This window comes from Dokdonella sp. GW821-FHT11D02, assembly GCF_058808595.1.
In genome coordinates this window covers 4,403,803-4,429,008 of the sequence record NZ_CM179520.1, presented here as the reverse complement: position 1 = coordinate 4,429,008, position 25,206 = coordinate 4,403,803, and the positions used below count along the sequence as shown (strand labels likewise).

Here is a 25,206-nt window from a genome sequence, read left to right as displayed (position 1 = left end):
AACGTCCGTGCACGCGTTGTGGGGTTAGCGCTTCAGTTTTTCTTGCGCGCCGGTTTCTTCTTCGGCGGTGCCACCGGCGCATCCTCGGCGCACAAGGCGGCGTCGAGCAAGTCGTGCAGCAAACCGCTGCCTTGCGAGATCTGGCCCCATTCCGTGCGCGCGGTGTTGGAGAACACGATCAAGCCGAGCTGACGCTCGGGCACCATCAGGTTGATCGCGCGGATGCCGCCGACTTCGCTGCGCCGTTCGATCACGCCGACCGGCGCGGTGCAATGTTTGGGCTTGGCCAGATACGCGAACGCGCCGAGCGCGGCATTGCTCAGGCGCGGATTGCCGGTCCACATCGTCGCCGCGGCCGGCTTGGACACCAGCACGTAATCCATCAGCGCGCGATCGAAGCGCCACAGATCGTCCAGACTGCCGTGCAGTGCGCCGGCGGCGCCGTAGCGGCCGACGTCGTAGGGCGCTTCGCGCGAACCTTCGCTGCTGTGACCGATCACGCCGCTGCGCGTCGGCGTGCCGTTGGGTGGCAGCAAGGTCAATGACGACAGACCCAGCGGTTTGGCGATGCGTTTGGCGACCAGTTGCGCGTAGCGCGCGTCGTTCACGCGTTCGAGCACGGCGGCGAGCACGAGGTAGTCGCAGGTGTTCGCTTCGTAACGCGCGCCGGGCGCGGACTTGGGCGTGCCGGCGCAAGCGGCGAGCATGGCCTTGTTCGTGGTCGCTTCGCCGTTGGCGCGATAGAACGTCGGTACGCCGCGTTCGTCGACGCCGGCGTCGTCCGGATTGGCCAGCCCGGCCGTGTGCTGCAACAACTGGCGCAGCGTGATGCGGCCGATCGCGGCGTTGCCGAAGCCGGGCAGATAGTCGCTCAGCGTGCCGTCGAGATGCAGATGTCCGCGCTCGACGTCCTGCAAGGCGAGCACCGCAGCGACTTGTTCGCTGATCGCCAACCAGCGCCAGCTTTCGTTCGGCGTGTGCGCTTGCTGTGCGATGCGGTCGGCCAGGCCGATCGCGCGCCGATAGACGACGGCGTCGTCGAGTCCGACCAACACCACGCCGTCGAACTGCCCGGCCTCGTTCGCCTTGCGCACGACGTTGTCGAGCGTGTTCGCACCGAGCGGCGCGCTCATCGCCAACAACGCAGCCACCGCGAACCTTCCCCATTGCATACGCTGCATCCGCTTCTCCCTGCACCGCACCAATTATCGCCCCTGCATCGTGACGGTACATCAAGGCCGTGTGACGATGCAGCGAACGCGTTTGCAGCGAGCCTATGACGGAGTAGGCTCGGTGCTTTCTTACGCGGAACCGAACATGGCCGGCCAATCACCCAAACTCGCCGTGTTGATCGATGCCGACAATGCGCAACCGGCGGTGGTCGAAGGTCTGCTCGCCGAGATCGCCAAGTACGGCACCGCCACGGTCAAGCGCATCTACGGCGACTGGACCGGACCGCAATTGAAAGGCTGGAAGGAAGCGTTGCTCAAATACGCGATCCAGCCGATTCAACAATTCCGCTACACCACCGGCAAGAACGCGACCGATTCGGCCTTGATCATCGACGCGATGGATCTGCTTTACGGCGCCAAGCTCGGCGGTTTCTGCATCGTTTCCAGCGACAGCGATTTCACCCGCCTCGCCGCGCGCGTGCGCGAAGCGGGTCTACTCGTGTACGGGTTCGGTGAAAAGAAGACGCCGATGCCGTTCGTGTCGGCCTGCGACAAGTTCATCTATACCGAAATCCTGGTCGACAAGGAAGACGAAGACGAAGCCGCCGGTCCGCGCAGCAGCGCGCAGCTCAAGCAGGACGGTCGCCTCGTCGCGTTGCTGCGTCAGGCGGTCGAGTCGTCTTCCGACGATGCCGGCTGGTCGCAGCTCGGCACGGTCGGCAGCACGATCGCCAAGCAGGCGCCGGAGTTCGACGCGCGCAACTACGGGTTTCGCAAACTCAGCGATCTGATCGCGGCGACCGAACTGTTCGACCTCGAAAAACGCAAGAGCGCCGACGGCGCCGCGACCTCGACCTATGTGCGCAACCGTCGCCGCGAGAGCGGTCGCCGGCGCGGCGGCACCAGCGCCAGCACCTGAGCGGCGCGTTCACGCCACGCTCGCTTCGATCAGCCAATCGACCACGCTGCGCAAGGCTTCGCTCGTGGTCGCGCCGGTATCGCGCCGCGCGCGATAGATCGCCAACTGTTCATGCGCGCTGGTGCCGCGCGCGAAGATCGTGCCGAGGTGGCGCAGCGGCTGCTCGCATTCGAGCCGCCGCGCGTCTTCGGCGACCAGTTGCAAGGCTTGCTCCAACCATTGCGCGCAGGTTCGCGCAGAACCCTCGTGTTCGTCGATGAACTCGGCTTCGAGCCCGAAGCGCTTCGCGCGCCAGCGGTTCTCGTCGATCACTCGTCGCGTCAGCGCGCTGCGCGCGAGCCCCAATTCGGGACGGCGCACGTGCGCACGCACCAGACAGCGAAACAGCTGCGCCAGCGCGAGCGCGTCGTCGAGATGGGTGCAGCAATCGGCGATGCGCAATTCCAGCGTCGGATGCTGTAGCGCGGGGCGGATCGCCCACCACAGATAGCTGCCGTCGCGCATCGCGCCGGTGCGCACGAGCAGATCGCGGAACGCGTCGTACTCGGCTTCGCCTGAGAAAAAATCCGGAATGCCGGCGCGCGGCCATTCGTCGTAGGCCGACTGGCGATAGCTGAGCAGGCCGGTGCGACTGCGGTTCCAGAACGGCGAGGAGGTCGACAGGGCGAGGAACAGCGGCAGCCACGGCATCAGGCGGTTCATCAATTCGACGCGGTCGACGCCGGCCGGCGGCGCCACGTGCACGTGCAGGCCGCACAGGAAATTGCGCCGGCCGAGGATCTGGAAATCGTCGACGATGCGCGCGTAGCGCGTCTTTTCGGTATGCGCCTGCTGATGCCAGGCGCTGAGCGGGTGGGTGCCGGCCGCGACCAGACGCAAGCCCGTAGCGGCAGCAATCTCGGCAACTCCCAGACGCAGCCGGCGCATCTCCTCGCGCGCGGCGTCGACGCGATCGAACACGGGCGAGCTGATTTCGATCTGCGACTGCAATAGCTCGTGCGCGACGACCGCGCCGAAGCGTTGCCGACACAGTTTCAACAGCAGCTTCGGTACGCGCGCGGCGGCGTTGCGCGTGGTCGGATTGACGAGAAAGAACTCCTCTTCGATTCCGAAGGTGTAGGCGTGGTCGTCGGCCATCGGCGCGCGCTTCGGAAGGAGGGTGCTCTCAGCATCGCCTGCGCGGTATGTGACGAACGTTAAACACGATCGCACGAGCCGTCGCAATTGCGATCGCGGTCACGGTATGTTGCGGCGCGTCATCACGATATTCCGTTCCGTTGGGAGCGCAAACGGGGGGCCGTCGCTACGCTCGCGACCCATTCGTGGCACGTGGGGACATGTGCTGCGCCACGTCTCTTTTGTCAGCGAGTCCACAATGCGCATACGCCCGATTCACCGGCAGGCTCTGTCGGCTGCGGTTTTGTTGTCCTTGTCGTTGAGTGCGGCCGCGCAGGACGCGGCGGAAAAAACCACCGCCGCCGACGTGCCGTCGGAGTCGCGCCAGCTCGAAGCGATCACCGTGACCGGCTCGCGCATTCCGCGCGCGCAAGTCGAAGGTCCTGCGCCGGTCATCGTGATCAAGGGCGACGACATCGACAAGGGCGGTTTCCGCAGCGTGTTCGACGTACTGACCCAGCTCACCCAGAACACCGGCTTGGTGCAGGGCGAGGACTACGGCAGCACCTTCACGCCGGCGGCGAACGTGATCAGCTTGCGCGGATTGGGACCGAACTACACCCTGGTCTTGATCAACGGTCATCGCATCGCCGACTACCCGATCGCCTACAACGGCTCGGTCAACGCGGTCGACTTCGCCAACGTGCCGAGCGTGATGATCGATCGCATCGAAATTCTCAGCGGCAGCGCCTCGGCCATCTACGGTTCGGACGCGATCGCCGGTGTGGTCAACATCATCTTGAAGCAGCAGCACGAAGGCTTCGACGTCAGCGTGCGCGCCGGCGGCACGCAGCGCGGCGGCGGCGACAACCAGCGCGTGCAGCTGATCGGCGGCGGTACGTGGGGCGATCTCAAAGGCGTATTCGGAGCGGAGCTGACCAATCGCGAGCCGATCTGGTACGGCGATCGCGGCTTCGCCAACTCCTATACACGCTACGACAACAGTGGCACGCCGCCGCCGCAGGTCATCGGCATCCGCAATCCGGCCGATCGCGAGTACTACCCGCTGAACTGCGACGCGCTCGGATACTTGATGGGCGGCAGCGTGCGCGCGTTCGAGCGTCCCAACTACGACGGCAGCTATTGCAGCAGCGAGCACTACTACAGCAATCGCACCATCCAGACGAAGAAGAAGCTCGCCACCGGCTACGCCAGCCTGACTTACGCCTTCAACGAAAACACCGAGTTCTTCGGCGATTTCATGGCTGGCTGGTCGGACATCGACACCGTGGTGCGCAATCCGAACTGGACTTCGCCGGCGGCGTTCTGGAACGACGCGACCGGCCGCCTGGAAGCTTGGACGCGGCTGCTGGCGCCGGAGGAAACCGGCGGCCGCATGGCCAGCTCGCGCACCTTCCTGCAGCGGCAGTTCAACGTCACTTTCGGCGCGCGCGGTTCGTTCGGCGATTCGGGTTGGAAGTACGTCGCGGCGGCGAATCGTTCCGACTACAAGAGCGATCAGGGGGTGTTCCGCTTCTTGAGCGGCATCGACCAGTATTTCCTCGGTCCGCAAACGGGCACGCACGAGTACGAGGGCGAGACGTTCCCGTCCTACAACGCCGATCCCTCGCGTCTGTTGACGCCGCTGAATGCGGACCTGTTCCGCAGCCTCAGCACGCACACGCTCGAGCACGACAAAGCTTGGACCGAGGACTTGAGCTTCAGCGTCAACGGCGAGCTGTTCCACCTCCCGGCCGGTCCCGTCGGCGTCGCTGCGGTGGTCGAAGCCGGACGCCAGGGCTACAGCAACCGCCCCGATGCGCGCATCAACGCCGGCGAAATCTGGAACGTGACCGAGGCGCACAACGACGGCGGCACGCGCAATCGTTATGCCGCGGGCCTCGAATTGAACGTGCCGATCTTCTCGCAGCTGACCGGCATCGCCGCGGCGCGTTACGACCGCTACACCTATTCGGGCGAGAGCATCGCCAAGAGCACCTACAACCTCGGCTTCGAGTACCGCCCCTTCGAGACCTTGCTCGTGCGCGGCACCTATTCGACCTCGTTTCGTGCGCCGGACATGAACTATCTGTTCGCCAAAGGAACAGTCGGTTACGAGCCGGGTGATACCGACTTCTACCAGTGCGCGCTCGACGGTCAGAGCTACAACAACTGCGACATCCAGTACAACATGAACTTCCGCAGCTCCGGCAACCTCAAGCTGAAGCCGGAGAACGGCAAGTCGTTCACCTACGGCTTGGTCTGGTCGCCGCTGGACGGGCTCGACGTATCCGCCGACTACTACCACATCCGCATCAAGGACGCGGTGACCAACCTTGATTCGGAGCTGATCCTGCGCACCGAAGCGGACTGCCGCGTCGGCCACACCGAAGAAGGTGTGCCGGTCGACATCGGTTCGCAGATCTGCCGCGATGCGCTCGCGCGCGTCTCGCGCAGCTCATCCACCGCGCCGGTTAATCCCAACCAGGTCAACCTGCTCCTGCTCAATCCGATCAATGCGGCGACCGAGCGCACTTCGGGTGTCGACCTCAGCGCCAACTATCGCTTGAGCACCGACCGGTTCGGCAAATTCCTGCTGCACGGCGCCTTCACGCGCGTGTTGAACCACGACTACCAGCAGTTCGAAGGCGATCCGACGCGCGACTACATCAACAGCATCACCTACCAGCAGGATTGGCGCACGAAGATCAACGCGTCGGTGAGCTGGAGCCTGGGCGCTTGGGGTGCGACCTTGAACGGCACCCGCTACAGCAGCGTGCCGCACAACGATGGCGAGACCCGGCTCAAGCCGTACAGCTTGTTCAACGGCAGCGTCAGCTACGACTTCAACGAACGCGCGCAGCTCTCGCTGATCGTCAACAACTTGCGCAACTCGGTTCCGTTCGACAAAACCGCCGGCTGGCCTGCCTACACTTCGGCCTGGTACGACGCCTACGGCCGCCAGTGGTGGCTGCAGTTCGACTACCACTTCGGCGGCGGCAAGCGCGGCTGAGCCGCCGGCCGATCGTTGGCGCCGACGCGCAGCTCCGCCACGTGGCGGAGCTGCGCGAGCGGCCGAGTGCTTTCAAATTGAGACAGTTCGCGGCGATGGCTCGCCTTGCCGCGCCCGCAAGCGCTGTGGAAGAATCGGATCAAGACGGAGGAAGTTCGCCGTGATCGATCCCGATGGTTTTCGCCCCAACGTAGGCATCATCCTGCTCAACCCGCACGGGCACGTGTTCTGGGCGCGCCGCGTCGGCCGCGACGGCTGGCAGTTTCCGCAAGGCGGCATGCGCAGCGACGAGACGCCGATCGAAGCGATGTACCGCGAGCTGGAAGAAGAAACCGGCCTCTTGCCGCGTCATGTCGAGGTACTCGGCGCGACCCCGGGCTGGCTGCGCTATCGCCTGCCGCCGCGGCTGGTACGACGGCACGAGCGCCCGGTGTGCATCGGCCAGAAGCAGGTCTGGTTCCTGTTGCGCCTGGTCGGCGAGGAGTCCGCGTTCCGCCTCGATGCGAACGAGAAACCCGAGTTCGACATCTGGCGCTGGGTCGATTTCTGGTATCCGGCCGCGCACGTGGTCAACTTCAAGCGCCGCGTCTACGAACAGGCGCTGCGCCACCTGGTCGTCTTGGCCGAGAGCAGCTGCAGCGTTTCCTTGCGCGAGCAGCAGTGGAACGAGCGCTTCGCGGTCGGGACTTGAGCGGAACGCCAAGCGCGTCGAAACTGTACATAAGCTATTGATGCCAATAGCCTGCTGAGCTTTCGAGGGCGGCGGGCTTCAATAGTTGGCGGAATTTGGGCTCGATACGACACCAGACTGATGTAGTCCTGCTCACTCGGTGACCTCTGGTGGCTTTAAATGAAGACCAAGGGCACATTGCAAACTGCCATTGTGTCCGTCCGTGCGAACGCCCCGCGGACGATCGCTACGAGAGGAGCACGGTCTCCCACGGTCAGTGTATGTTCAATCGGCAAATCATTAAGGCGTTGGTACGAGCGAGCTCTATAGGACGTCTTGACCTGGCCCTCTTCGGTGGCGGCTTCATGCAGCTAACCACCCTTGTGCGATGGCCATCGCCATTGATCTCCCCATAAGACATCGATAGTCCGATGTTTATGCGACCAAGAAAGATCGACCTATCTAGTGATAGGTGTGCCGACGTTTCGAGCACAAAAGTTCCACGCCGAATCGCAGAGCGAGCCGTCTTTGAAAGAGCTCGATGCCAGCGCGAAGTCACATAGGAAATCGGCATCCGATAAATAGCGTTGCGGAAGCGGATCGTTTAAGTGCCCGCTGGACGAATTGTCATTTTTGCACAGTCTATTGATGCCATGGTTGTATTCGTAACAAGCCTTGCCTAGCATGCGCGCGGCTTGGGTTCATCAATGTAGATGGGATGCAGGGGTGTAGAAGAGGGCTGGGGTAGTTGGGGAAATGGGAAGAGGTGGCGTTGGCTTTCTGGGGAAAGCCATCGACCGTTCGACCGATGACCAAACCGTGAGGTTCGTCATCGCACTCTCAGGCTGGGCAAGCAGCGCGCACCCGTGCGGTCCCGCGGCTGTGCCGAGTCCTTCGATTGCCTAACCGCACGCAGCGTTGCGCAGCGACGCTGATGCCTGTTCGCACCTTGCGCATCCGATTTCCTTGCTCAGCCGCAAGGCTGAGCGCGGCACGATCAAATCGCGAATCTTGAACAGGGTAATGAAGCATGAGCGGGTTCTTGAGGTCATGGAAGGGGTTGGCGCTGTCGCTGGTTGTCATCGGAGCAACCGCAGCACCGTTTATTGCGGAGCTACAGCACTCGGCCGGGGCGACAAATGCTTCTCTGCTGTCCCCCTCACAGTCTTCTTTGTCTGATCGCTCCGTTGGGGCGGAATCTGTCGCTTCGCCTTCGTTTGCGACTTCCTCCGTGGCAGGGGCTATACCCTTCCGGGCGGCATCTGCTCCATCGACATCCGACGAGGGATTGGACGAGGGAACCGCGGATGCAGACGTCCAGACGGCGCTCAACTTCATGCGGAGCGACTGTTCGACATACCTCGAGAATCCCAATCCGGGCGACATACGCGCAGGGATCTGGGCCAATCCGGACCGCCTGACCACCGGCTGGTCATTTTCTTTCTTGCCGCCACTAACCCCAGGCGCGAGGCCGCGCATGCGTGTGCTCTGGCACACGCTCTATCCAAAAGCGGGTGGTGGCATGACGTGGCTGACGTCGAACCTCGAGGAAATCAGGGATGCGGGCAATGGAGAGCGCACCTACCAGGGCGACTTGTACCGTCCAAGGTACAAAGAGGTGTGGCCCTATCCCAGCGTAGGAAGGGTGACGCTCGCATTCCCTGAAGATAGCGCCACGCGTGCAGCGGTCGTATGGAAGTGGGCATCCGACAATGGCACCGGGCAGTCCTTCAACGGCACCGAATGCATCTACGCCTACAACGTCGACGGTCCTGCGGCATCCCGCGGGCCATCGCTGGTAACCGTTTCGGAAACCCCTCCCCAGCTGACCGCAGGCGCGCCGCCGCGCGGCGAGTACTACACGGGCATCTGGTCGGATCCGTCCACTCCGGGGTTTGAGGCGGCAGTGACGATGGTCCCTCCGTCAACGGAACTGGTGACGATCAATTTCTACGACAACAACGGAAATCCGATCTGGGTCTCGGCGCAAATTCCGTTGCAGCCGACGGGGTCGAGCCCCCCGCCGGATTGGCCGTCCACCGCCTGGCTCGGCGCGGGCTATAGCGCTGTGGATCGAACCGAGGTGGACCTCATTTATCGAGTGGCGGACCGAGATATCGTCAGTCAGCCCTGCTCAAGTTCCAGTGGATGCCTGACCGATTATCGCTTCCAAAGGCCCGACAACTATTTCGGTCGGGCGTATCACTGGACCCCAGGAGGCTTGCCAGTCCTCAACGACGCGGTGATGGGGTTGAGCATCGCCCAGAGCTCGCCCGTCAGCATCACTTGGCCGCCCGTTCGCGACTGGCCCGATCCGCCGCCGGGCAGCGACGTTTCCGGCTGCCCAAAGGGGACGCGAATTTGCCGTCCGGTCAAGCGACAGACGGAATTGGAAAACATCACGGCTACGCCGATCGTTTGCGATCTCGTCGCCGGCAATGGCAGTTGCCAGATTACCGTGGCCTGGAACGCCTCTCTTTTGGCTTCGGTAGAGCGGGTAGACGCTGTTACGGGACAACTGATTCCCCGTGTGAACGCCAACGGCGTCAGCGATAGAGGAATCGTGGGCGGCAGCACCTGGGGCAAGGTGATTGATACCTACACCGCTGAGCAACGGGTGGAGTATCGGCTCAAGTTGAAAAACGTGGTGGTCAAGACGGCAGGCGCCCGCGCCGGTTACAGCCGGATATCCGCCAAGAAGCCTTGCGTGATCTCGGCAGGCGCGAACACGTGCCCGACAACGGTGACCTGGTCGACGCCCGACGACAATTCCGTCACCAGTGATATCTACGTGTACCGGTTCGAGAGCGTTAACGGCCTTCCGGTGACGCGATCACTCCCATCATGGGGGCGACGTGTTTCCAATGGCAGCGCTCAAGATACAGTGGCGGAACGCTCAACGGTCTACTATGAATTGCGTCGCTATCCGATCGAGGAGGCCAGAAGCACCTGGTTGCACTCCACGTCCGCCGATCCCACGATTCCCGTGCGCGCCTACGTCACCGCGTCGCCACGCGATTGTTCGGTGGCTCTGGACCGGACGACGTGCTCGACGAATGTGAAGTGGCTCTCGGGGGATTCGAGTGCACGGGTTCACCGCATCGATGTGGCGACCGGTACGGCGATCGGCGGTTGGATAGCGGAGGGAGCGGAGGGAACCAAAAAAGACGACCTTCCCGTCGACAGCCACGTGCAGTATCAAGTGCGGGTCGCCGGCAATCCACAGGCCACGTCCAACGACGTCAGCGCAATCCGGAGTCGGATCTGGACGGACGTGACGGCGTGTATCGTACAAGGCACGCAAACGACCTGTCCGGTCGAAGTCAATTGGGCGTCGGTCGACGGGGCGAAAATCTATCGCGTGGAAGAAACGAGTGGCGGCAACACCAGCGAACTCGTGTCCGGGGCTGGAGGAACGGTATCCGATGCTTTGGCTCCAGGAGCACGCGTCCGCTACGAGGTGCGTCTCGTAGAAGATGGCGTCGAGCGGCTCCACGCGAAGACGACGACGGTCAGCGCAGAGACCGATAGCGAAAGGGGAGATTCGAACGACGGGCCGGCGGAGAACCCCGGAAATCCTGCCGCCTTCGTGCAACCCAGCCTGGACGTCGAATCCGACCAAGTGGGCGCCATCGCTGGCGAATTCCGGGTGGATGAGAGCGGCGGTGCGGTCTATCGTATTCCGTTGGCAGTGCCGGCGGGAGCCGGCGGGCTGTCGCCGTCGCTGGCGTTGGTCTACAACAGCAACGGTGCGGACGGCTCGATGGGCACCGGATTCACCATGGAGGGCACCTCCTCCATTACGCCCTGCCGACCGAGTGTCGAGGCAGGGGATTCGAGCAAGCCGACAGCGGATCCGAATCAGTTTTGCCTGGATGGTCAGCGCCTGCTCTGGGTTCGCGGATCCCCTCACCGTCAAGTCGGTGCGGAATATCGCACCGAGATCGAGAGCTTCCAGCGCATCAAGCTGACGGCGATTGAAACGCCAAGTCTTTCGAACCACGACGCGACGGGTTTTGTTTTCACGGTCGAAGGCAAGGATGGCAGCCTCCGCACGTATGGCGGAAGGGCGGGAACGGTGTCCGGACTCGCCGCGCTGGGGGGCACCACGACATCGGCCGTGCCCGAAGAAGTGGGCTTCCTTGTGCCCCCGAGCAACCCCGGCAGTCGCACGACGGCACAAGCCTGGTTGCAAACTCAACTCAAAGACGTCGCTGGCAACGCGATCGCTTTCCAGTACACCTCGGCGACGGTTCTCGGCGAACGCTATCTGGAGAACGTGACCTATTCGGGAGGTAGCGTAACGTTCGACTATGATGACTCGACCACACGTACGGACGTTGCCTACTCCGTGCTGGGTCCGCGCCGTCAATCCCAGTTGCTCAAGAGCATCGAGATCAAAGCGGCAAACGGCACAACGCTTCGCTACTACGAACCGAAATACAACACGACATCGCCCGATGCCTACATACCGGCCTGGTCGCGCAGCCGGCCTGTTCTGACGTCCTTAAGGGAGTGTTCGCGTGCAGGCGGCGCGTGCTATCCCGCGACGACGCTGACCTGGAATTTCGCTTCAGCGCCGACCGAACCTTTCGAAGGGACTTCACTTACCGACGAGCCAGGCGGCTACTACAAGCTGGGCGATCTCAACGGCGATGGTCGTACGGACCTGTGGTGGACCAGCAGTCCGGACGGTCAAGACAACCAGTTGCTGCACATCAGTACATTCACGGCGAGCAACAAATCCGACACGCCCACGTTGCGCACGATCGACCCCGGTTTTCGGTTCCCTAATGGGTACCTCAACGGAGGGATTTGGGAAGTGTTCGACACCGACGGCGATGGTCGCGACGACGTCGTGTTCATGTTCGACAACTGCAACGGCCAACCATGTCCTGCAGGGGTGCCTCCCACTCACACGACTTGGAAGCGAAAACTCTCTACCGGCACGGGCTTGGCGGACGAGGAGCTTTTGTTCACGGTGAAGCTCGACGGCGCTCAATTGACGAAATGGTCCAACTGGATCGCTGCGCGTAGGCCGTCGGGTACTCAACCGAACGGAGCAGTCTATCGGCTCGGCAGCAGCATGCTTGCCGATGTCGATGGCGACGGGTTGACGGATCTGGTCTTCCGCGCCAGCGACGGCTCATTCTGGGTGGCACGCATGAAGCGCACGGGGGCTGCGGACAGGCCCTACGAATTCACGGTCACTCCAGCGCAATTCCAGGACGAAGCTGGCGCGGTGATTGGCGAGGACGGCTCGTGTCCGGTCCTTCCGGCAAATCTGACACGCGAAGCAGAGAACTACACTCAGGCTACGGATTTCGATGGCGACGGGCGCGCGGACCTGCGCTTTCTCGCCAATGCGCAGGTGCACGATGGCACGCGCTGCGTTGAATCGAACTACGCCGCGCTCGGAATTTTCCTGGCCAAGGGTGTGCTTACCAAGCTCGGCCCCTTCGTGTTTCAGGCCAATCGCCCCTTCGGCGACCTTCCTGCGATCTACGGCAACATCAACGAAGAGGGCAACAACAATCCCGGCCTTCGCGTCCGCACACTCGATATCAACGGCGACGGTCTCACGGACATCGTCTATCGAGTCACCATCGATGCCGAATGGCGCTTTCGATTGGGCGGTCCCTACGCCGACGCTCGAGATACCCGCTCGGTCGACAGCCTGAGTTCCAGTGGCTCGACAGCGAACCAAGGGACATTGCAGCTGCTCGATTTCGACGGTGACGGCAAGCTCGATCTTTGGGAGAACCTCTACGGGAACGGAACCTACGCCGTCCGTCTATGGCGCGGAGACAATTGGTCTTCGACCGCCATCGCAGCCACCGGCTACTCGACGCCGGAGGCCGGATGGATGCAGGCGATCGGCGATTTCGATGGCGACGGTGTTGTCGACAACCTCAGAGCCGATCGAGCTAGCCGGGCCTGGAAGCTCCAGCGCTCGAAGGCGCCATTTAAGCCCCGCGGCGTGGTGACGAAAATCACCAACGGTCTCGGTGCCGTCACCGACATCGCCTATGCGCCATTGACCTTCTCTTCCGTTTATCGGCGCGACTACAACGCACCGTTGATGACCTCGGGACGTGGATCGCCGGTGTTCGATATCACGAGCCCGAACTACGTCGTGCGCAGCGCGAAAAGCACTGCACCCACCGCAACCAACGGCAGCGCGCAATCGGAGGTGACCTATCGTTACGCCGGGTTGAAAGTTCAGGCGGGCGGTCGTGGTTCGCTGGGTTTCCGGCGCGTGTCTTCCTTTGATAAGCAAACCATGGCCGAAGTGGACACGGACTACACGCAGCGCTTCCCTTACACCGGATTGGCCGAGTTTACGGAAACACGGAATTTGGGGAGTGTGGGGCTGCCTCAGGATTCCTGCACTGTCACAGGCTCGCCGGACTCCGTCGATTGCATGAAGTACGTTCCACCCTGTGCGGACGGACTGCAGGAGACCTGCGACGACGACCTTAGCGACATAGGGGTCGATAAACTGATCATTCGGAAGTCGATGGATCAATGGCAGTGGCGCATGGGCGCCAAGGTCGGCGCCCTTGAGCGCGCCTGTGTCGAGAGAACCTCGTCGAACCTGGCGGAGGGCTTTGACCTGCCTCTCAATGCGGGCGGTGGCCCGGGTGGCGGCGCATGCACGGGCATGTGGGCAGAGCCTGATGAACTGGATCGACGCGCGTTCGCGGCTCCGGCCGCTCCGATTTTCCTGGCGCGTACCCAATCGGTCAGCAGCAATTACGATCTGAATTTTGGTGTGCCGGGTGGCTCGCTTAGTACGGAATCGACGGAATTCAAAATCGCGGACTACGATGCCTACGGCAACCCGAAGGCCGGCACGTCGATAAAGGGCGGTGGCGGCGTCACCGTGACGAGCACGAGTGCGTTCGAATACAACGACGACGATGTGAACTGGCGGCTCGGCCGGCTGATGAAAGCCTCCGTCGTTACGAAGCGGGCGACGCAGGAAGGATCGGCGCAGATTGAGAGCACGAACGCGCGGCGGTCGAGCTTCACCTACGACGGCAGGGGATTGCTGGCTTCCGAACGAGTCGAAGGTCTGAACGGAATGACGACTGCGGCGCCCGTGGATACCACGGTACCGGCCGTCGCCAAGTACTACGAATACGACAACACTTTCGGAATCCGAACGAAGACGTTTGTCTGCAGCACGAACATCTCGGAAGCGAACTGCAGGACGCAAGGCGCTACTGGTGGCGGCGGCTATTCGTTCCATCCCTCCTCCAGCGATCCCAATCGTGCTCCCGATGTCATGCGGCATACGAGGGTCGAGTACGAGGCGTCCGGGCGCTTCGTGGACACCTCGTGGGAGCGATACTCCAACGGCCTCGGCACGACGACGGCACAGGAGTTCGCTTCGACCGTTGGCACCCGCAACGCTGCCGGCGATCCCACACGGCTGCTCGATCCCAACGGCGTTCGCTCGGAAATCCGCTATGGCGAGATGGGGCGCAAGCGCTATACCTGGACGGAGGATGGCTCCTCGACGCGTTGGGACGCTCGTTTCTGTACCGGCGTAACCGTTCCGGCTGGAACGCCGACGGTGCCCTGTCCGGGAAGCATGGGGCTGGCGTATCGGACGACCACGACGAAAGCGGGCGCGCCGATCAGCATGGCGTTCCACGATCGATTGGGTCGACCAGTGATCACACTGACCCAAGGATTTGCCGCCAACAGTTGGATCGCGTCCATGGTGCAGTACGACGACCGGGGCAACGTGCAGCGAAAATCCGACCCGTTCTTCGCACGCGATAACGGTACGGGTGCAGGCTCCTCGGTCTCTGTGTCGACTTCTCCCATCATTTGGACGGAGACAACCTACGACGCTCTCAATCGCCCCAAAGAGGTGTATTACACCGGTACCGACGCAAGGACAAGGATGATCTACGACGGTCTGACGACCACGACCACGCTGCCGGAGAACGGGCTGGGTGCGATCCAGGACAAGACGGAGATCAGGAACGGGCTTGGTGAAGTCGTGCGCGTGATCGATGCCAATGGCTTCGAGGTGGTGACTCGCTACGACGCCGGCGGCAATCCGGAACGAGTCAGCCGCGGCAGTCAGATTACGACGATGACCTACGACAGCCTTGGTCGCAAGAAGACCATGCAGGACCCCGACGCTGGCTCCGGTTTGTGGGTTTACAAGGTGAACGGTGCCGGCGAAGTCGTTCGACAGATCAGCCCGAAGGGCACCTACACGACCAACGAGATCGACGGACGCGGTCGCGTATGGCGGCGCAGCGACTACACCAACGCGGGGGTCAAGGAGTCGGAAGCGACCTGGACCTATGACTTGGACAGCAAGGGGCGCGGCGGATTGGTGCGGGAGTCCAACGGTCAAGTCACGCGCGATCTCTTCTACGATCCGTTCGGCCGCGTTGCTCAAACGGACACTACGCTCGACGGTAAGCGGTACACCGATCAGTGGACCTTCGATCCCTTCGGTCGTCCGTTCCAGCACTTCTTCAAAGCACCGGATCTGGCGGGAGGAACTGGCGAGCGCAACGTCTACAGCGACAGCGGCAGTCCCGGAGTTACCCCGGGGTATCTCCGCCAAGTGCGTTCAGCCTATCCGCTGCCCGACGGACGGTTCGTCTCGTATCGACAAGTTGAGGCCATGAACGCGCGGGGGCAAATCGAGCGGGAGCGAAACGCCGCCGGTTCGGAGTACATCCAATCACGCGAGTTCGAACCGAACACGGGTCGATTGAAGCGTCTGCTGGCGCAATCGAACACCGTGGGATTCATGCAGGATCTCAACTACACCTACGACAAAATTGGCAATCTGATGAGCCGCATCAGCGTTGCGCCGACGCAAGTGCTGGAGGAGGAGTTCGGTTACGACCAATTGCAACGCTTGACCAACAGTTCGGTCCGTACAGGTGGGACGACGTTCTACTCCCGCGCACAGAGCTACGGCTTGGACGGCAATCTGACCTACAAGAACGATGTAGGTCAGTACACCTACGGGACGAAGCCGGCCGGATGTACGGCGAACGATGAGGTGGCGCCGGGACCGCACGCGATGAGCAACGCAGGCGGGATGTGGCTGTGCTACGACAAGAACGGCAACCGGGTGCGTCAGCTCAACCAGAGCGGCCAGCAAGTTCAAAAGATCACCTACAACGCGGCTGATCAGGCCGTGGATCTGGTGCACAGCGGCAATGGCGCACGCGTGGGCTTTAGCTACGGTCCGAACCGCGAGCGGGTTCGTCGTTTGGATTTCTCGGGGGCGTTGGCGCAGACAGCGGACTCGATCGTGCATTACGTGGGCACCGCAGAGATTCGATACACGGCCGCAAGCGGCAATACGCCCGGTGCATTGAAGGAAGTGCGGCGCTACGCCGGCAATGTGCTTTCGGTCCAGAGCCTGGACGTAGGCATCTATCGGCTGAGGCGCCAAATTCTGCTGACGGACCGGCAAGGAAGCACGGACAAGGTCTTGGCAGCGACGACTTTGCTGCCGGTGAACGGAGCGACACCGACGAACTTCGATCCCTGGGGCATGCGGCGGAACGGGGAGACCTGGAGCGAGGTCGCTCCGTGGAACACGTTCCTTGAGCCCCTACTGCAAGCCAGCTCGACGCATGGCTATACCGGTCATGAGATGGCCGAATCGGTCGGCGTGATCCACATGAACGGCCGCTTGTACGACCCGCAGTTCGCGCGATTCCTGCAGGCGGACCCATTCGTGCAGAGTCCTCAGGATAGCCAGAACTGGAATCGCTACACCTACGCGTTCAACAACCCGCTGGCGTACACGGACCCGAGCGGAAACATCTCGATCGGCGAACTGCTACGGATAGTCGTGCCAATCGCGATCGGCTCCGTAACGGGTGGCGCGGCGTGGGGTCTGGCGGCGAAGGGATTGATGGGAGAGGCGCTGGCTGTCGCTATAGCGGGTGGATTTGCGGCGGGTGCGGTGCAGACCGGCTCAATGAAAGGTGCCGCTGCTGGTGCGTTGAGCGCTGGTGTGTTCTTCGGAATCGGAAGTTACTTCCAGAGTGCTGGATGGGCGCAGGCAACCCCGTCGGACAATGCGTTCAGAAGCGGCTTGAGCTATTCCGGCTACGCGGCGAAGACGTTGAGCCATGGCATTGCAGGCGGTGTGATGGCGCAGATGCAAGGCGGCCGGTTTGGGCACGGCTTCGCGAGCGCGGGGTTCAGCGAGGCGCTGTCGCCGGCAATCGGCAACATTCGGTCGGTTCCAGGGCGGGTGATGATGGCAGCGGCCATCGGTGGAACGACATCCAGACTGGTGGGGGGGAAGTTTGCGAACGGCGCAGTGACGGCAGCTTTCGGCTATGCATTCAACAATATTCCCCATAGTAAGACTGGCGAAGGTCGTCTATCGGAACTAAATACAAGAGCGCAGGAAATCACATATAAAGCCGCCGAATCGGATGGCATCGTCGATCTATCAACAAAAGAGCTTCGAGAGGTCTTTACCTATGAGACCGCACGACTATCAATGCGAAGTTCTGAGGTTGGTGGTTACGAAAACTTAGGTTATGCATCTCTTTTCCAGGAAGCTTACGACTATGGAGATTCCTGGTTTTACAATGACAATGGCGGAAGAGCATACCGTATCGATGGTGAAGGCCCCTACGTAGGCGGTGATTTAAATTATATAAACCAAGGAATATTCTTTGCCATGGCTGGCAAGACGCTGACCGAAGTAAATGCCATCGTGGCAACGTGGAATACCTACATGGGCGGCAGCTTTCTGCGCCTTCCGGAACGCATTCAGTTCACTGTTTATGGCTACACGGCATATAAATCCGGAGCTTTCGATGACAAGTAAGTGCTTTTTTTTTCTTCTTACATTGGCTCTTCTAACAAGCTGTGTGGATTGGAATAAAATCCAGTGCGGTAGTTATCAAGAACTGCTGCGTGATCCATCACGCCGGCAGGAACTACTGTCATGGACTGATGCGGAAATATTCACAAAGACCTTCAAAGACGAAGATTTCGATCGTCTTGCCCCTTCGGGGCCTGGACGTTATGGCGGTAATATCGTTCTTGAAAAGGCGGGCATAATTATGCCGCCCTGGTTAAGTGAATACAAAATTCGTTCGGTTGGGCCGGACAAGTATCGCCCCAATGTAATTCTTATCGGGCGCAAAAACTCACAGGGCATACTTGTTACCAGAGGAGAGCTGGAGAAATCCTTGAAGGAAACCACCCTGGATCAATCTCGAGTAGAGGAAAAGAACAATAGAATGGCAATGATGTGTTACTCCAACTAGCCCAACATGCAAGAGCGAGTTACCGAAAATATGGATCAATTGGAGTCTATAATTTTTATTGAAATTGATCAGTGGCGCTGCCAAGACCGTTGATGCGTGTATTCTGCATATTACTTTAACGATGCCTTATCCTTAAGTGGATCTTCATTTTCCTATCCAGGTCGATCAAGAGTGGGTCGCGAACTGTGAAAGCTCTCTCTTCGGTCTAACATTGATGTTCTGTGTCAATTAAACGCCTGTTGCGATCAGATCGCAATCCCATCGGAATTATATTTAGTTAGTCAGACTTAACTTATGCGTCTACTTCTCGCATTCATTCTGCTCGTTTGTGCTTTGCCTGCGTTGGCATCGAATATCACCGTTCGTGGTCGAGTCACAGACTTTGTGAGCGGACAACCGATAGCAGGCGGGCGAGCCTCGCTGGTCGTCGACGGCTATGCCTTTAGTACGGCGACTCTGGGTGATGGCACCTATTCCTTGAGTGCCGACGCTGAGCTTACTCCGAGCAGTACGGCCTCTGTTGGCGTCAGCGCGAAAAACTACATGTATATCGAACATCCAATTGATCCAACAGAAGGCGATATTCAAGCCGACTTCGCGCTGCATCGGCAGACCATCGTGTCCGGTGTCGTTCATTACAGCCCACGACCAGAAGTCGGTGTCTCCGTCATCGCGTTGAAGCGCGCCGACGAGAACTGGATTATGGCCGGCCATACCTCCGCTGCGCCCGACGAGACGTTTGAACTGTCCGGCCTCGACCCAGGTGAGTACCGAATCTGCGCAGGATTTCTAGGCGGCGTATTTGCTCGTCGCTGCTACAACAACGTCGAAATTCGTAGCGCTTCCGATATCGAGATGGCATCGCCGGTCGTGCTTAGCGCGGACGAGACGCGCACAGGGATAAACTTCGAGCTTCTGCAGGGAGGAGTCGTATCGGGCACGTTGATCAACAGACGTTCCGGTAGTTCGATTGGAAATATCCTAGTAATGATTGCGCTCTATGACGCCGGCGGCCATCTACTCGAAACACTCGATACATTCACGGATGCGTCGGGCGCCTACCGTATTGACGGAGTTCCCAATGGCACATTCTATGCGACGGCCAGCGTGGCTTCGCGCGGATTCCGCGGCACTGTGCTCTACGATGGCATCGATTGTACACAAAGGCCCTGCGATTCGATCATGAGCGGCCGGCCCATCGTCGTGACCGAGCATGCGTCTGTAAGCGGCATCGACTTTAGCTTTCAGCCCATCGCTACCGTTGGAGGCAGCGTTACGGACCGTACCACGGGTATGCCGATCTCTGGGGTGCGAATTTCTGCATGTCTTATCGGGTGGATCTGGCCAGACTGCTTTGGCGTTAGTTCGGATGCTGACGGTCGCTACGAACTCGATCTCGATAACCGAAGCTATTTGATGGTTGCGCTCGCCGACGACGATCACGTCAGCCAGATCTATCCAGACAAGAACTGCCTCGATGATTGGTGCACGTCCTACAACGATACATCGATCAGTGCGGAAGAAGGCCACTACTACGACGGTTTCGATTTTGTTCTACACAAGAGCGCGCACATCAGCGGCACCATTACCGATGGTGTGACCGGCGAACCGCTAGAGTACGCGGCCGTCGCGATGTTCGATTCGAGCTACCGCTTTGTCTTCAGTTTTCATTCGGGAGCCGGAGGTGAGTACGTCACTCCCAAATGGGCGGCCGGAACTTACTACATCGCCTCCTACTTCAGCTGGAATTTCCGTTGTACCTTCTATTTGGATCATCCGTGTTCCAAGAGTGCGGCCGAGCCGAGCGAGATTGCCGCGATCGCACCTACTCCGATAGTCCTACCCGATGGTGGGAGCGTTGGAGGCATCGATCTGCGCCTGCCGGCTGAATTGCCGCTATTCGCGAACGGATTCGATCTGCCGTCGGGGCGCTAGTCTTCATCGTCAAGCGCTCGACGAATGTCTGCCGGGGGCAGCCGTGGCAACGTTCTGCCTGCGTAGCCCTATGAATAGGGCCTGACGGCGGCCCGGTGGGGCGCGCACGCTTTGCGCCAGCGACTTGTTGACAATCATTCGCATTTGCATTTGAATAGACAGGCCTCATCTGAGTTCCTGTATGTACGTCTGCATCTGCAACGCCGTCACCGAACGCAAGATCCGCGAAGAAGCGCGCACTGGCGCGCACACTTTTGCGGAGCTGCAGCGTCGCACCGGCTGCGGCGATTGCTGCGGCAGCTGTGAGGACCTCGCGCGCGAAATTCTCGACAGCGCCACGCCTGCTCGAATGCTCGATCTGCCGCTGATCGCCGCCGCGGCCTGAGTCTCGCGTCTGGTATTCAGCACGCGCAAATGCGTGCGATTTTCGTTCCCTCATGATTTTCGAACGCGGGCTATAGTCCGCGGCGTTCCGCTCGCCTGCGCCGCTTCGCGGTCGCATCGACGAGTGCCTACCGCAACGACCCGGAGCGCGTCATGAAGGGCCATCCCGAAATCATCAAGCACCTCAACAAGGTGCTCTACAACGAACTCACCGCGATCAATCAGTACTTCCTGCATTTCCGCATGTACAAGAACTGGGGCTACGCGGAACTCGCCGAGCACGAGTACAAGGAGTCGATCGACGAGATGAAGCATGCGGACAAGCTGATCGAGCGCATCCTGTTCCTCGACGGCCTGCCCAACCTGCAAACACTGGGCAAGCTGCTGATCGGCGAATCGCCGAAAGAAGCTCTGGCCTGCGACCTGAAGCTCGAGCTGCAGGCGGTGCCGGATCTGAAGGCCGGCATCGCCGATGCCGAGCGGCTCGGCGACTACGTCAGCCGCGAGCTGTTCGAGCACATCCTCGAATCGGAAGAAGAGCACATCGACTGGCTCGAAACCCAGCTCAGCCTGATCGGCCAGCTCGGCGAAGTGCCGTATCTGCAAACCAAGATCGAAAGCTGAGCCGCGCGCCGCAACGGCGCCAATGCCCGCAAATCGCCTCTGCGGCGACACCGCAGAGGCCGCGCGTACGTCCAGGCTTGGGTGTTCCGATCGGAGCCCCGCGATGCCGACACGCCGCCTGCTGCTGCAAAGTCTGTCCGCTTTCGCCGTCTACGCCTTGCTGCGCGAAACCCGTGTTCGTGCGGCACCGAGGCGGTCGGCGAACGTTGCGGCGTGGCTGCAACGGCAGGACGAGATGGCCGCCGCACTCGCCGCCGGCGCGTTGAAGCCGCTGCAATGGCAAAGCGGAGTGGAAGAGCTGGCGCGGACGATCGAGATCGATGCGCTGCTCGACGCGGCTCATCGTGCGGACCTGCGCCCCGGCACGCGCGGTTCGGACAACGATCCGCTGCGGCGCAGCGTCGTGTTCAAGGACGAGCAGGGCCGGCGCCGCCATCTGCACTACGGCGTCGCGCTGTTCGCATTCGAGCGCGGCAACGTGATCACGCCGCACGGACATCGCCACATGGTGTCGGCGCACATGGTCGTCGCCGGCACGCTGCGCTTGCGCAACTTCGATCGCTTGCGCGACGAAGGCGACGCGATGGTGCTGCGCGCGACGCGCGACACGACGGTTCGCGCCGGCGACATTTCGACGATGAGTTCCGAGCGCGACAACGTGCATTGGTTCGTGCCGACTTCCGAATCGGCCATGACCTTCGATCTGATCGTCGATCATCTGGACGCCGGCCAGCCGGCGTTCCGCATCGATCCGGTCGACCCCTTGCGTGCACGGCCGTTGGGCGACGGCACCGTGCTCGCGCCGATCATCGGTTTCGACGAATCGAGCCGTCGCTACACCAGCGCAGTGTGAGCCGCGCGCCGGCTCGTTACATGATCGAACCGCGGAAATCGAAACCCAGATCGCTGTCCGCCGCTTGCACGAAATTGCCCTGCACGTAGTCGACGCCGGCCGCCCACAGCGCACTGGCCGCGCGCGCGTCCTCGACGCGCGGCGCGATCACGCTGCGGCCGTGTTCGTGCAGGCGCTCGACCCATTTGCGCAGCTGCTCGCGTTGGCTCGCATCGGCCAGCTGCAAATGACCCGGCGCGAGACGAACGGCGTCGAACGGCAGCTCGGCCAGCAGCCGCTCGCCGAGCGCGCCGGCCTCGAAGCCGGACACGACGAAGCCGGCGCCGAACGCCTTCACCGCGTTCGCATAGCGAGCCACCTCGGCCGGCGCCGCGATCGCGTCTTGCGCGTGCAATTCCAAAGCGATCGCCGGCGCGACCAGCGGCTGCTCGCCGAGCAATCGTTCCAAACGCGTCGTCGCCCAAGCATTGCGCACGCTGTGCAGAGACTGACTGACCAGCAGGCGCAGCGGCCGACCGGCTTGAAGGCGCTGCGTGACCACCTCGATGCAACGTTCGAGTACCCAGCGATCGATCGCGCCAAGCAGTCCGGCTTGTTCGGCGAGCGGTATCAGTTCGGCCGCCGTGTGTACTCGACCGTCCTCGCCGCGCAGGCGTAACAGAGCCTGGAACTGCTCCACCGATTCCCCATGCAGCGGCACGATCGCCTGGAACATCAGCTGCAGACCGTCGCCCTCGAGCGCGAGACGCAGGCGATCGAGCAGGTCGAGTTCGGCTGGCGGGGTTGCGCTGCGGGCGGCCGCGCGATCGCGGTCGCCGTTGTTGCTCGAGCCGCTATTGCTCGAGATAGGAGCAGGTGCCGCACGCGGCTCGGCGCTCGCGTGCGCGGCGGCGATCATCGCTTCCAGCAAGTCGTCGTCGACTGTCTCGATCGGAGACGACGACGCTGCCGCAAACGGGACGGTGGCCGAATCGGCGAAACGTTGCCAATAGTTCGCCGGTGGGATGACCTGCAACGGAAAACCGTCGGCGTGAGTCGGCCCGGCGTTCGCGGCGTGAGCTTGCGCATCCGCCGTGTCGAGTTCGGACGGATCGAGCTGGGTCAGCGCCGCGATGCGCGCGGCCAGGCGTGCCATCCCGGCGTGGTCGGGAGTCTGCGGCGGATCGAGCAGCGGTGCGACTGCAGCGTCGAGCGCGGCCAGTGCGGCGGCGACGGCGTCGGTGCCGGATCCGCGCAGGTTCGTGGCGAGAAAACGGGCGTCCTCGCCGAGCAGGGCGAGTGTGTTCACGTCCCAGCCGTCCTGCAGGCGCTGGCCGCGGCGGCACAGGCGCGCGAGCCGTCGCGGCAGCTGCGCTTGCAGCAATGATGGATTAGGCGCGATTTCGCGTACGGCCATCGGCGACCTCATGAAGGCGCGAAGACTGTAGCAGCGCCTCGCGGCGCAAATTGTGGAGAAGGTTCCGTGTTGCGGATGTTTACGCGCGCCACGTGCGGCCGGTCTTCAGAACGGCCTGACCACCACTAGCACGACGATGCCGATCAAGAGCAGCGCCGGCACTTCGTTGAAGATGCGCAGCCAGCGGCTGGAATGGCGCACCTGGTCGCGCGCGAACTCGCCCACCAGCTTGACCAACATGACGTGATAGCCGATCAGCAGCACGACCAAGGCCAGCTTCGCGTGCAGCCAGCCTTGCTGCAGATAGCCGAGATTGACGTGCGCGAAGGCACCGAGCGTCAGCAGGCCGAACAAGAGCGCGAGCCCGCCACCGATGTGGGTGATCATCAAAAGGCGTCGCTGCATGACCTTCAGGCGTTCGCGCACCACCGCCTCGGTCGCTTCGGCGGAATAGACGAACAGGCGCGGCAGGTAGAACAGGCCGGCGAACCAAGTCACCACGAAGATCACGTGGAAAGCTTTCAACCACAACATGTTCGGCTCCAATGGCTGGCTGGGAGTATAAAGGCGTCGACGCCGGCGCCTTGACCGCGACTCGCGGGCGCGACTATAAGCCTCGGTTCGCTTGCCGGTTGGGTGTTCTTCGATGCCTCGGGTCATTCCGCCTTTCATCGTGCGCAAACACGATCCCGAGCGCCGCCGCCGCGAATGGCTGTTGCTCGGCCTGCTCTGGCTCGGTTCGGTGCTGGTCGTGGCCGCGATCGCCTCGGGCCTGGCCAGCAGCGCACGCAAGGACAACAGTCGCGCCGTGCTGGCCGCAGCCGAGGCGCAGAACGAGGATCTGAAGAAGCAGATCGCCGTGCTCGAGCGCTCCGAGCAGGTCGCGCGCGCCGCGCTGACCGAAGTGCAGCAGAGCTTGCGCGAGCGCGACGAGGAGATCGACGCCTTGCGCGCCGACCTCGCCTTCTACGGGCGCCTGGTCGGCGGCGCCAAGCGCGAAGGGCTGGCGGTGCACACGTTGACCTTGACCCAGGTCGGCGACAGCAAAGCCTGGAACTTCGGCGCGACGCTGACGCAGAACTTCAAGCGCGGACAGGAGATCAAGGGCCGTCTCACGCTCGCCATCGAAGGCGTGCAGGCTGGCAAACTCGCCGCGCTCGACTGGGCGGCGTTGAATCAGGGCCGCGACAGTTCCGGAATCGAGTACGGCTTCAAGTATTTCCAACAGGTGAACGGTACCATCATGATCCCGCCCGGCTTCGCGCCCAATCGCGTGAAGGTGCGGGCCGACGGCGACGGCGGTCGTGTCGAGCAAGAGTTCGAGTGGAAGGACGCCGTCAACGGTGAAGCGGAGGGGAAAGAAGATGTTCGGCAATAACAAAAGCACCGGCAAGCCGATGGTCGCCTCGATCAGCACTCTGATCGCGGAAGGCACCACGATTCGCGGCGACGTGCATTTCGGCGGCGGGCTGCACTTGGAAGGCATCATCGACGGTTCGGTCTCGGCCGAGGGTTCCGACGCGGTGCTGACCCTGAGCGAGAAGGGGCGCATCAACGGCGAGGTGCGCGTCGCCAACGCGGTCATCAACGGCGCCGTCAACGGCGACATCTTCGTCGGCGAGCGGCTGGAGCTGGCCGGCAACGCGCGCATCGACGGCAACGTGCACTACAAGCTGTTGGAGATGGCCGCCGGCGCGCAGATCAACGGCAAGATGCTGTACCAGAGCGAGCCGCCGCGCCGCCTGCCGGCGCCGGAACTGACCGGAGTGGTCGCCGAGGCTTGAAATGAACGCGCCGAGCCGCGATCTTGTGCGGCTTGGATCGCGCCCGCCG

Annotated in this window: 15 protein-coding genes; 11 read left to right on the top strand and 4 right to left on the bottom strand. The window is 61.9% G+C overall.

The features are described 5' to 3' along the window. Positions 1-32: 32 nt before the first annotated feature. Positions 33-1,181, bottom strand: coding sequence for a serine hydrolase domain-containing protein (locus AC3QL3_RS18695; protein WP_492895623.1), 1,149 nt, complete (start codon positions 1,179-1,181; stop codon positions 33-35). Between the two features lie 136 nt (positions 1,182-1,317). Between AC3QL3_RS18695 and AC3QL3_RS18690 the strand changes: the two genes are divergently transcribed. Beyond that, entirely contained in the window at positions 1,318-2,091 is a 774-nt protein-coding gene (locus AC3QL3_RS18690; protein ID WP_492898987.1) for an NYN domain-containing protein, read from the top strand. Between the two features lie 9 nt (positions 2,092-2,100). Here AC3QL3_RS18690 and AC3QL3_RS18685 read toward each other — a convergent pair whose 3' ends face one another. Then, positions 2,101-3,228, bottom strand: a complete 1,128-nt coding sequence (locus AC3QL3_RS18685) for a carboxylate-amine ligase (RefSeq protein ID WP_492895622.1) — start codon at positions 3,226-3,228, stop codon at positions 2,101-2,103. Between the two features lie 238 nt (positions 3,229-3,466). Between AC3QL3_RS18685 and AC3QL3_RS18680 the strand changes: the two genes are divergently transcribed. From AC3QL3_RS18680 to AC3QL3_RS18645, 8 genes are all read left to right on the top strand, one after another. Then, the gene (locus tag AC3QL3_RS18680; RefSeq protein ID WP_492895621.1) at positions 3,467-6,220 is read left to right on the top strand and encodes a TonB-dependent receptor plug domain-containing protein; all 2,754 of its coding nucleotides are present in this window, start codon (positions 3,467-3,469) and stop codon (positions 6,218-6,220) included. Positions 6,221-6,380: 160 nt separating this feature from the next. Then, positions 6,381-6,911, top strand: a complete 531-nt coding sequence (locus AC3QL3_RS18675) for an RNA pyrophosphohydrolase (protein ID WP_492895620.1) — start codon at positions 6,381-6,383, stop codon at positions 6,909-6,911. Between the two features lie 1,456 nt (positions 6,912-8,367). After that, on the top strand, positions 8,368-17,736 hold the full coding sequence (locus AC3QL3_RS18670) for a toxin TcdB middle/N-terminal domain-containing protein (protein ID WP_492895619.1): 9,369 nt from the start codon (positions 8,368-8,370) through the stop codon (positions 17,734-17,736). After that, positions 17,726-18,181, top strand: a complete 456-nt coding sequence (locus AC3QL3_RS18665) for a hypothetical protein (RefSeq protein ID WP_492895618.1) — start codon at positions 17,726-17,728, stop codon at positions 18,179-18,181. Before AC3QL3_RS18670 ends, AC3QL3_RS18665 begins: the two co-directional genes overlap by 11 nt. Positions 18,182-18,475: 294 nt before the next feature. Next, the gene (locus AC3QL3_RS18660) at positions 18,476-20,116 is read left to right on the top strand and encodes an MSCRAMM family protein (RefSeq protein ID WP_492895617.1); all 1,641 of its coding nucleotides are present in this window, start codon (positions 18,476-18,478) and stop codon (positions 20,114-20,116) included. A gap of 181 nt (positions 20,117-20,297) precedes the next feature. Continuing rightward, positions 20,298-20,501, top strand: a complete 204-nt coding sequence (locus AC3QL3_RS18655; RefSeq protein ID WP_492895616.1) for a (2Fe-2S)-binding protein — start codon at positions 20,298-20,300, stop codon at positions 20,499-20,501. Positions 20,502-20,653: 152 nt separating this feature from the next. Beyond that, positions 20,654-21,124, top strand: coding sequence for a bacterioferritin (bfr, locus tag AC3QL3_RS18650; RefSeq protein WP_492895615.1), 471 nt, complete (start codon positions 20,654-20,656; stop codon positions 21,122-21,124). Positions 21,125-21,227: 103 nt separating this feature from the next. After that, positions 21,228-21,977 (top strand): cupin domain-containing protein, encoded by a 750-nt coding sequence (locus AC3QL3_RS18645; RefSeq protein ID WP_492895614.1) that lies wholly within the window; start codon positions 21,228-21,230, stop codon positions 21,975-21,977. 16 nt (positions 21,978-21,993) lie between these two features. Here the strand turns inward: AC3QL3_RS18645 and AC3QL3_RS18640 are convergent, their stop codons facing one another. After that, entirely contained in the window at positions 21,994-23,373 is a 1,380-nt protein-coding gene (locus tag AC3QL3_RS18640; RefSeq protein ID WP_492895613.1) for an EAL domain-containing protein, read from the bottom strand. A gap of 105 nt (positions 23,374-23,478) precedes the next feature. Next, on the bottom strand, positions 23,479-23,907 hold the full coding sequence (locus tag AC3QL3_RS18635; protein WP_492895612.1) for a CopD family protein: 429 nt from the start codon (positions 23,905-23,907) through the stop codon (positions 23,479-23,481). A gap of 112 nt (positions 23,908-24,019) precedes the next feature. Between AC3QL3_RS18635 and AC3QL3_RS18630 the strand changes: the two genes are divergently transcribed. Both AC3QL3_RS18630 and AC3QL3_RS18625 read left to right on the top strand, forming a co-directional pair. Then, positions 24,020-24,751 (top strand): DUF6776 family protein, encoded by a 732-nt coding sequence (locus tag AC3QL3_RS18630; protein ID WP_492895611.1) that lies wholly within the window; start codon positions 24,020-24,022, stop codon positions 24,749-24,751. Further along, complete coding sequence (locus tag AC3QL3_RS18625; protein ID WP_492895610.1) at positions 24,738-25,157, top strand: bactofilin family protein; 420 nt, start codon at positions 24,738-24,740, stop codon at positions 25,155-25,157. Before AC3QL3_RS18630 ends, AC3QL3_RS18625 begins: the two co-directional genes overlap by 14 nt. Positions 25,158-25,206: the final 49 nt, after the last annotated feature.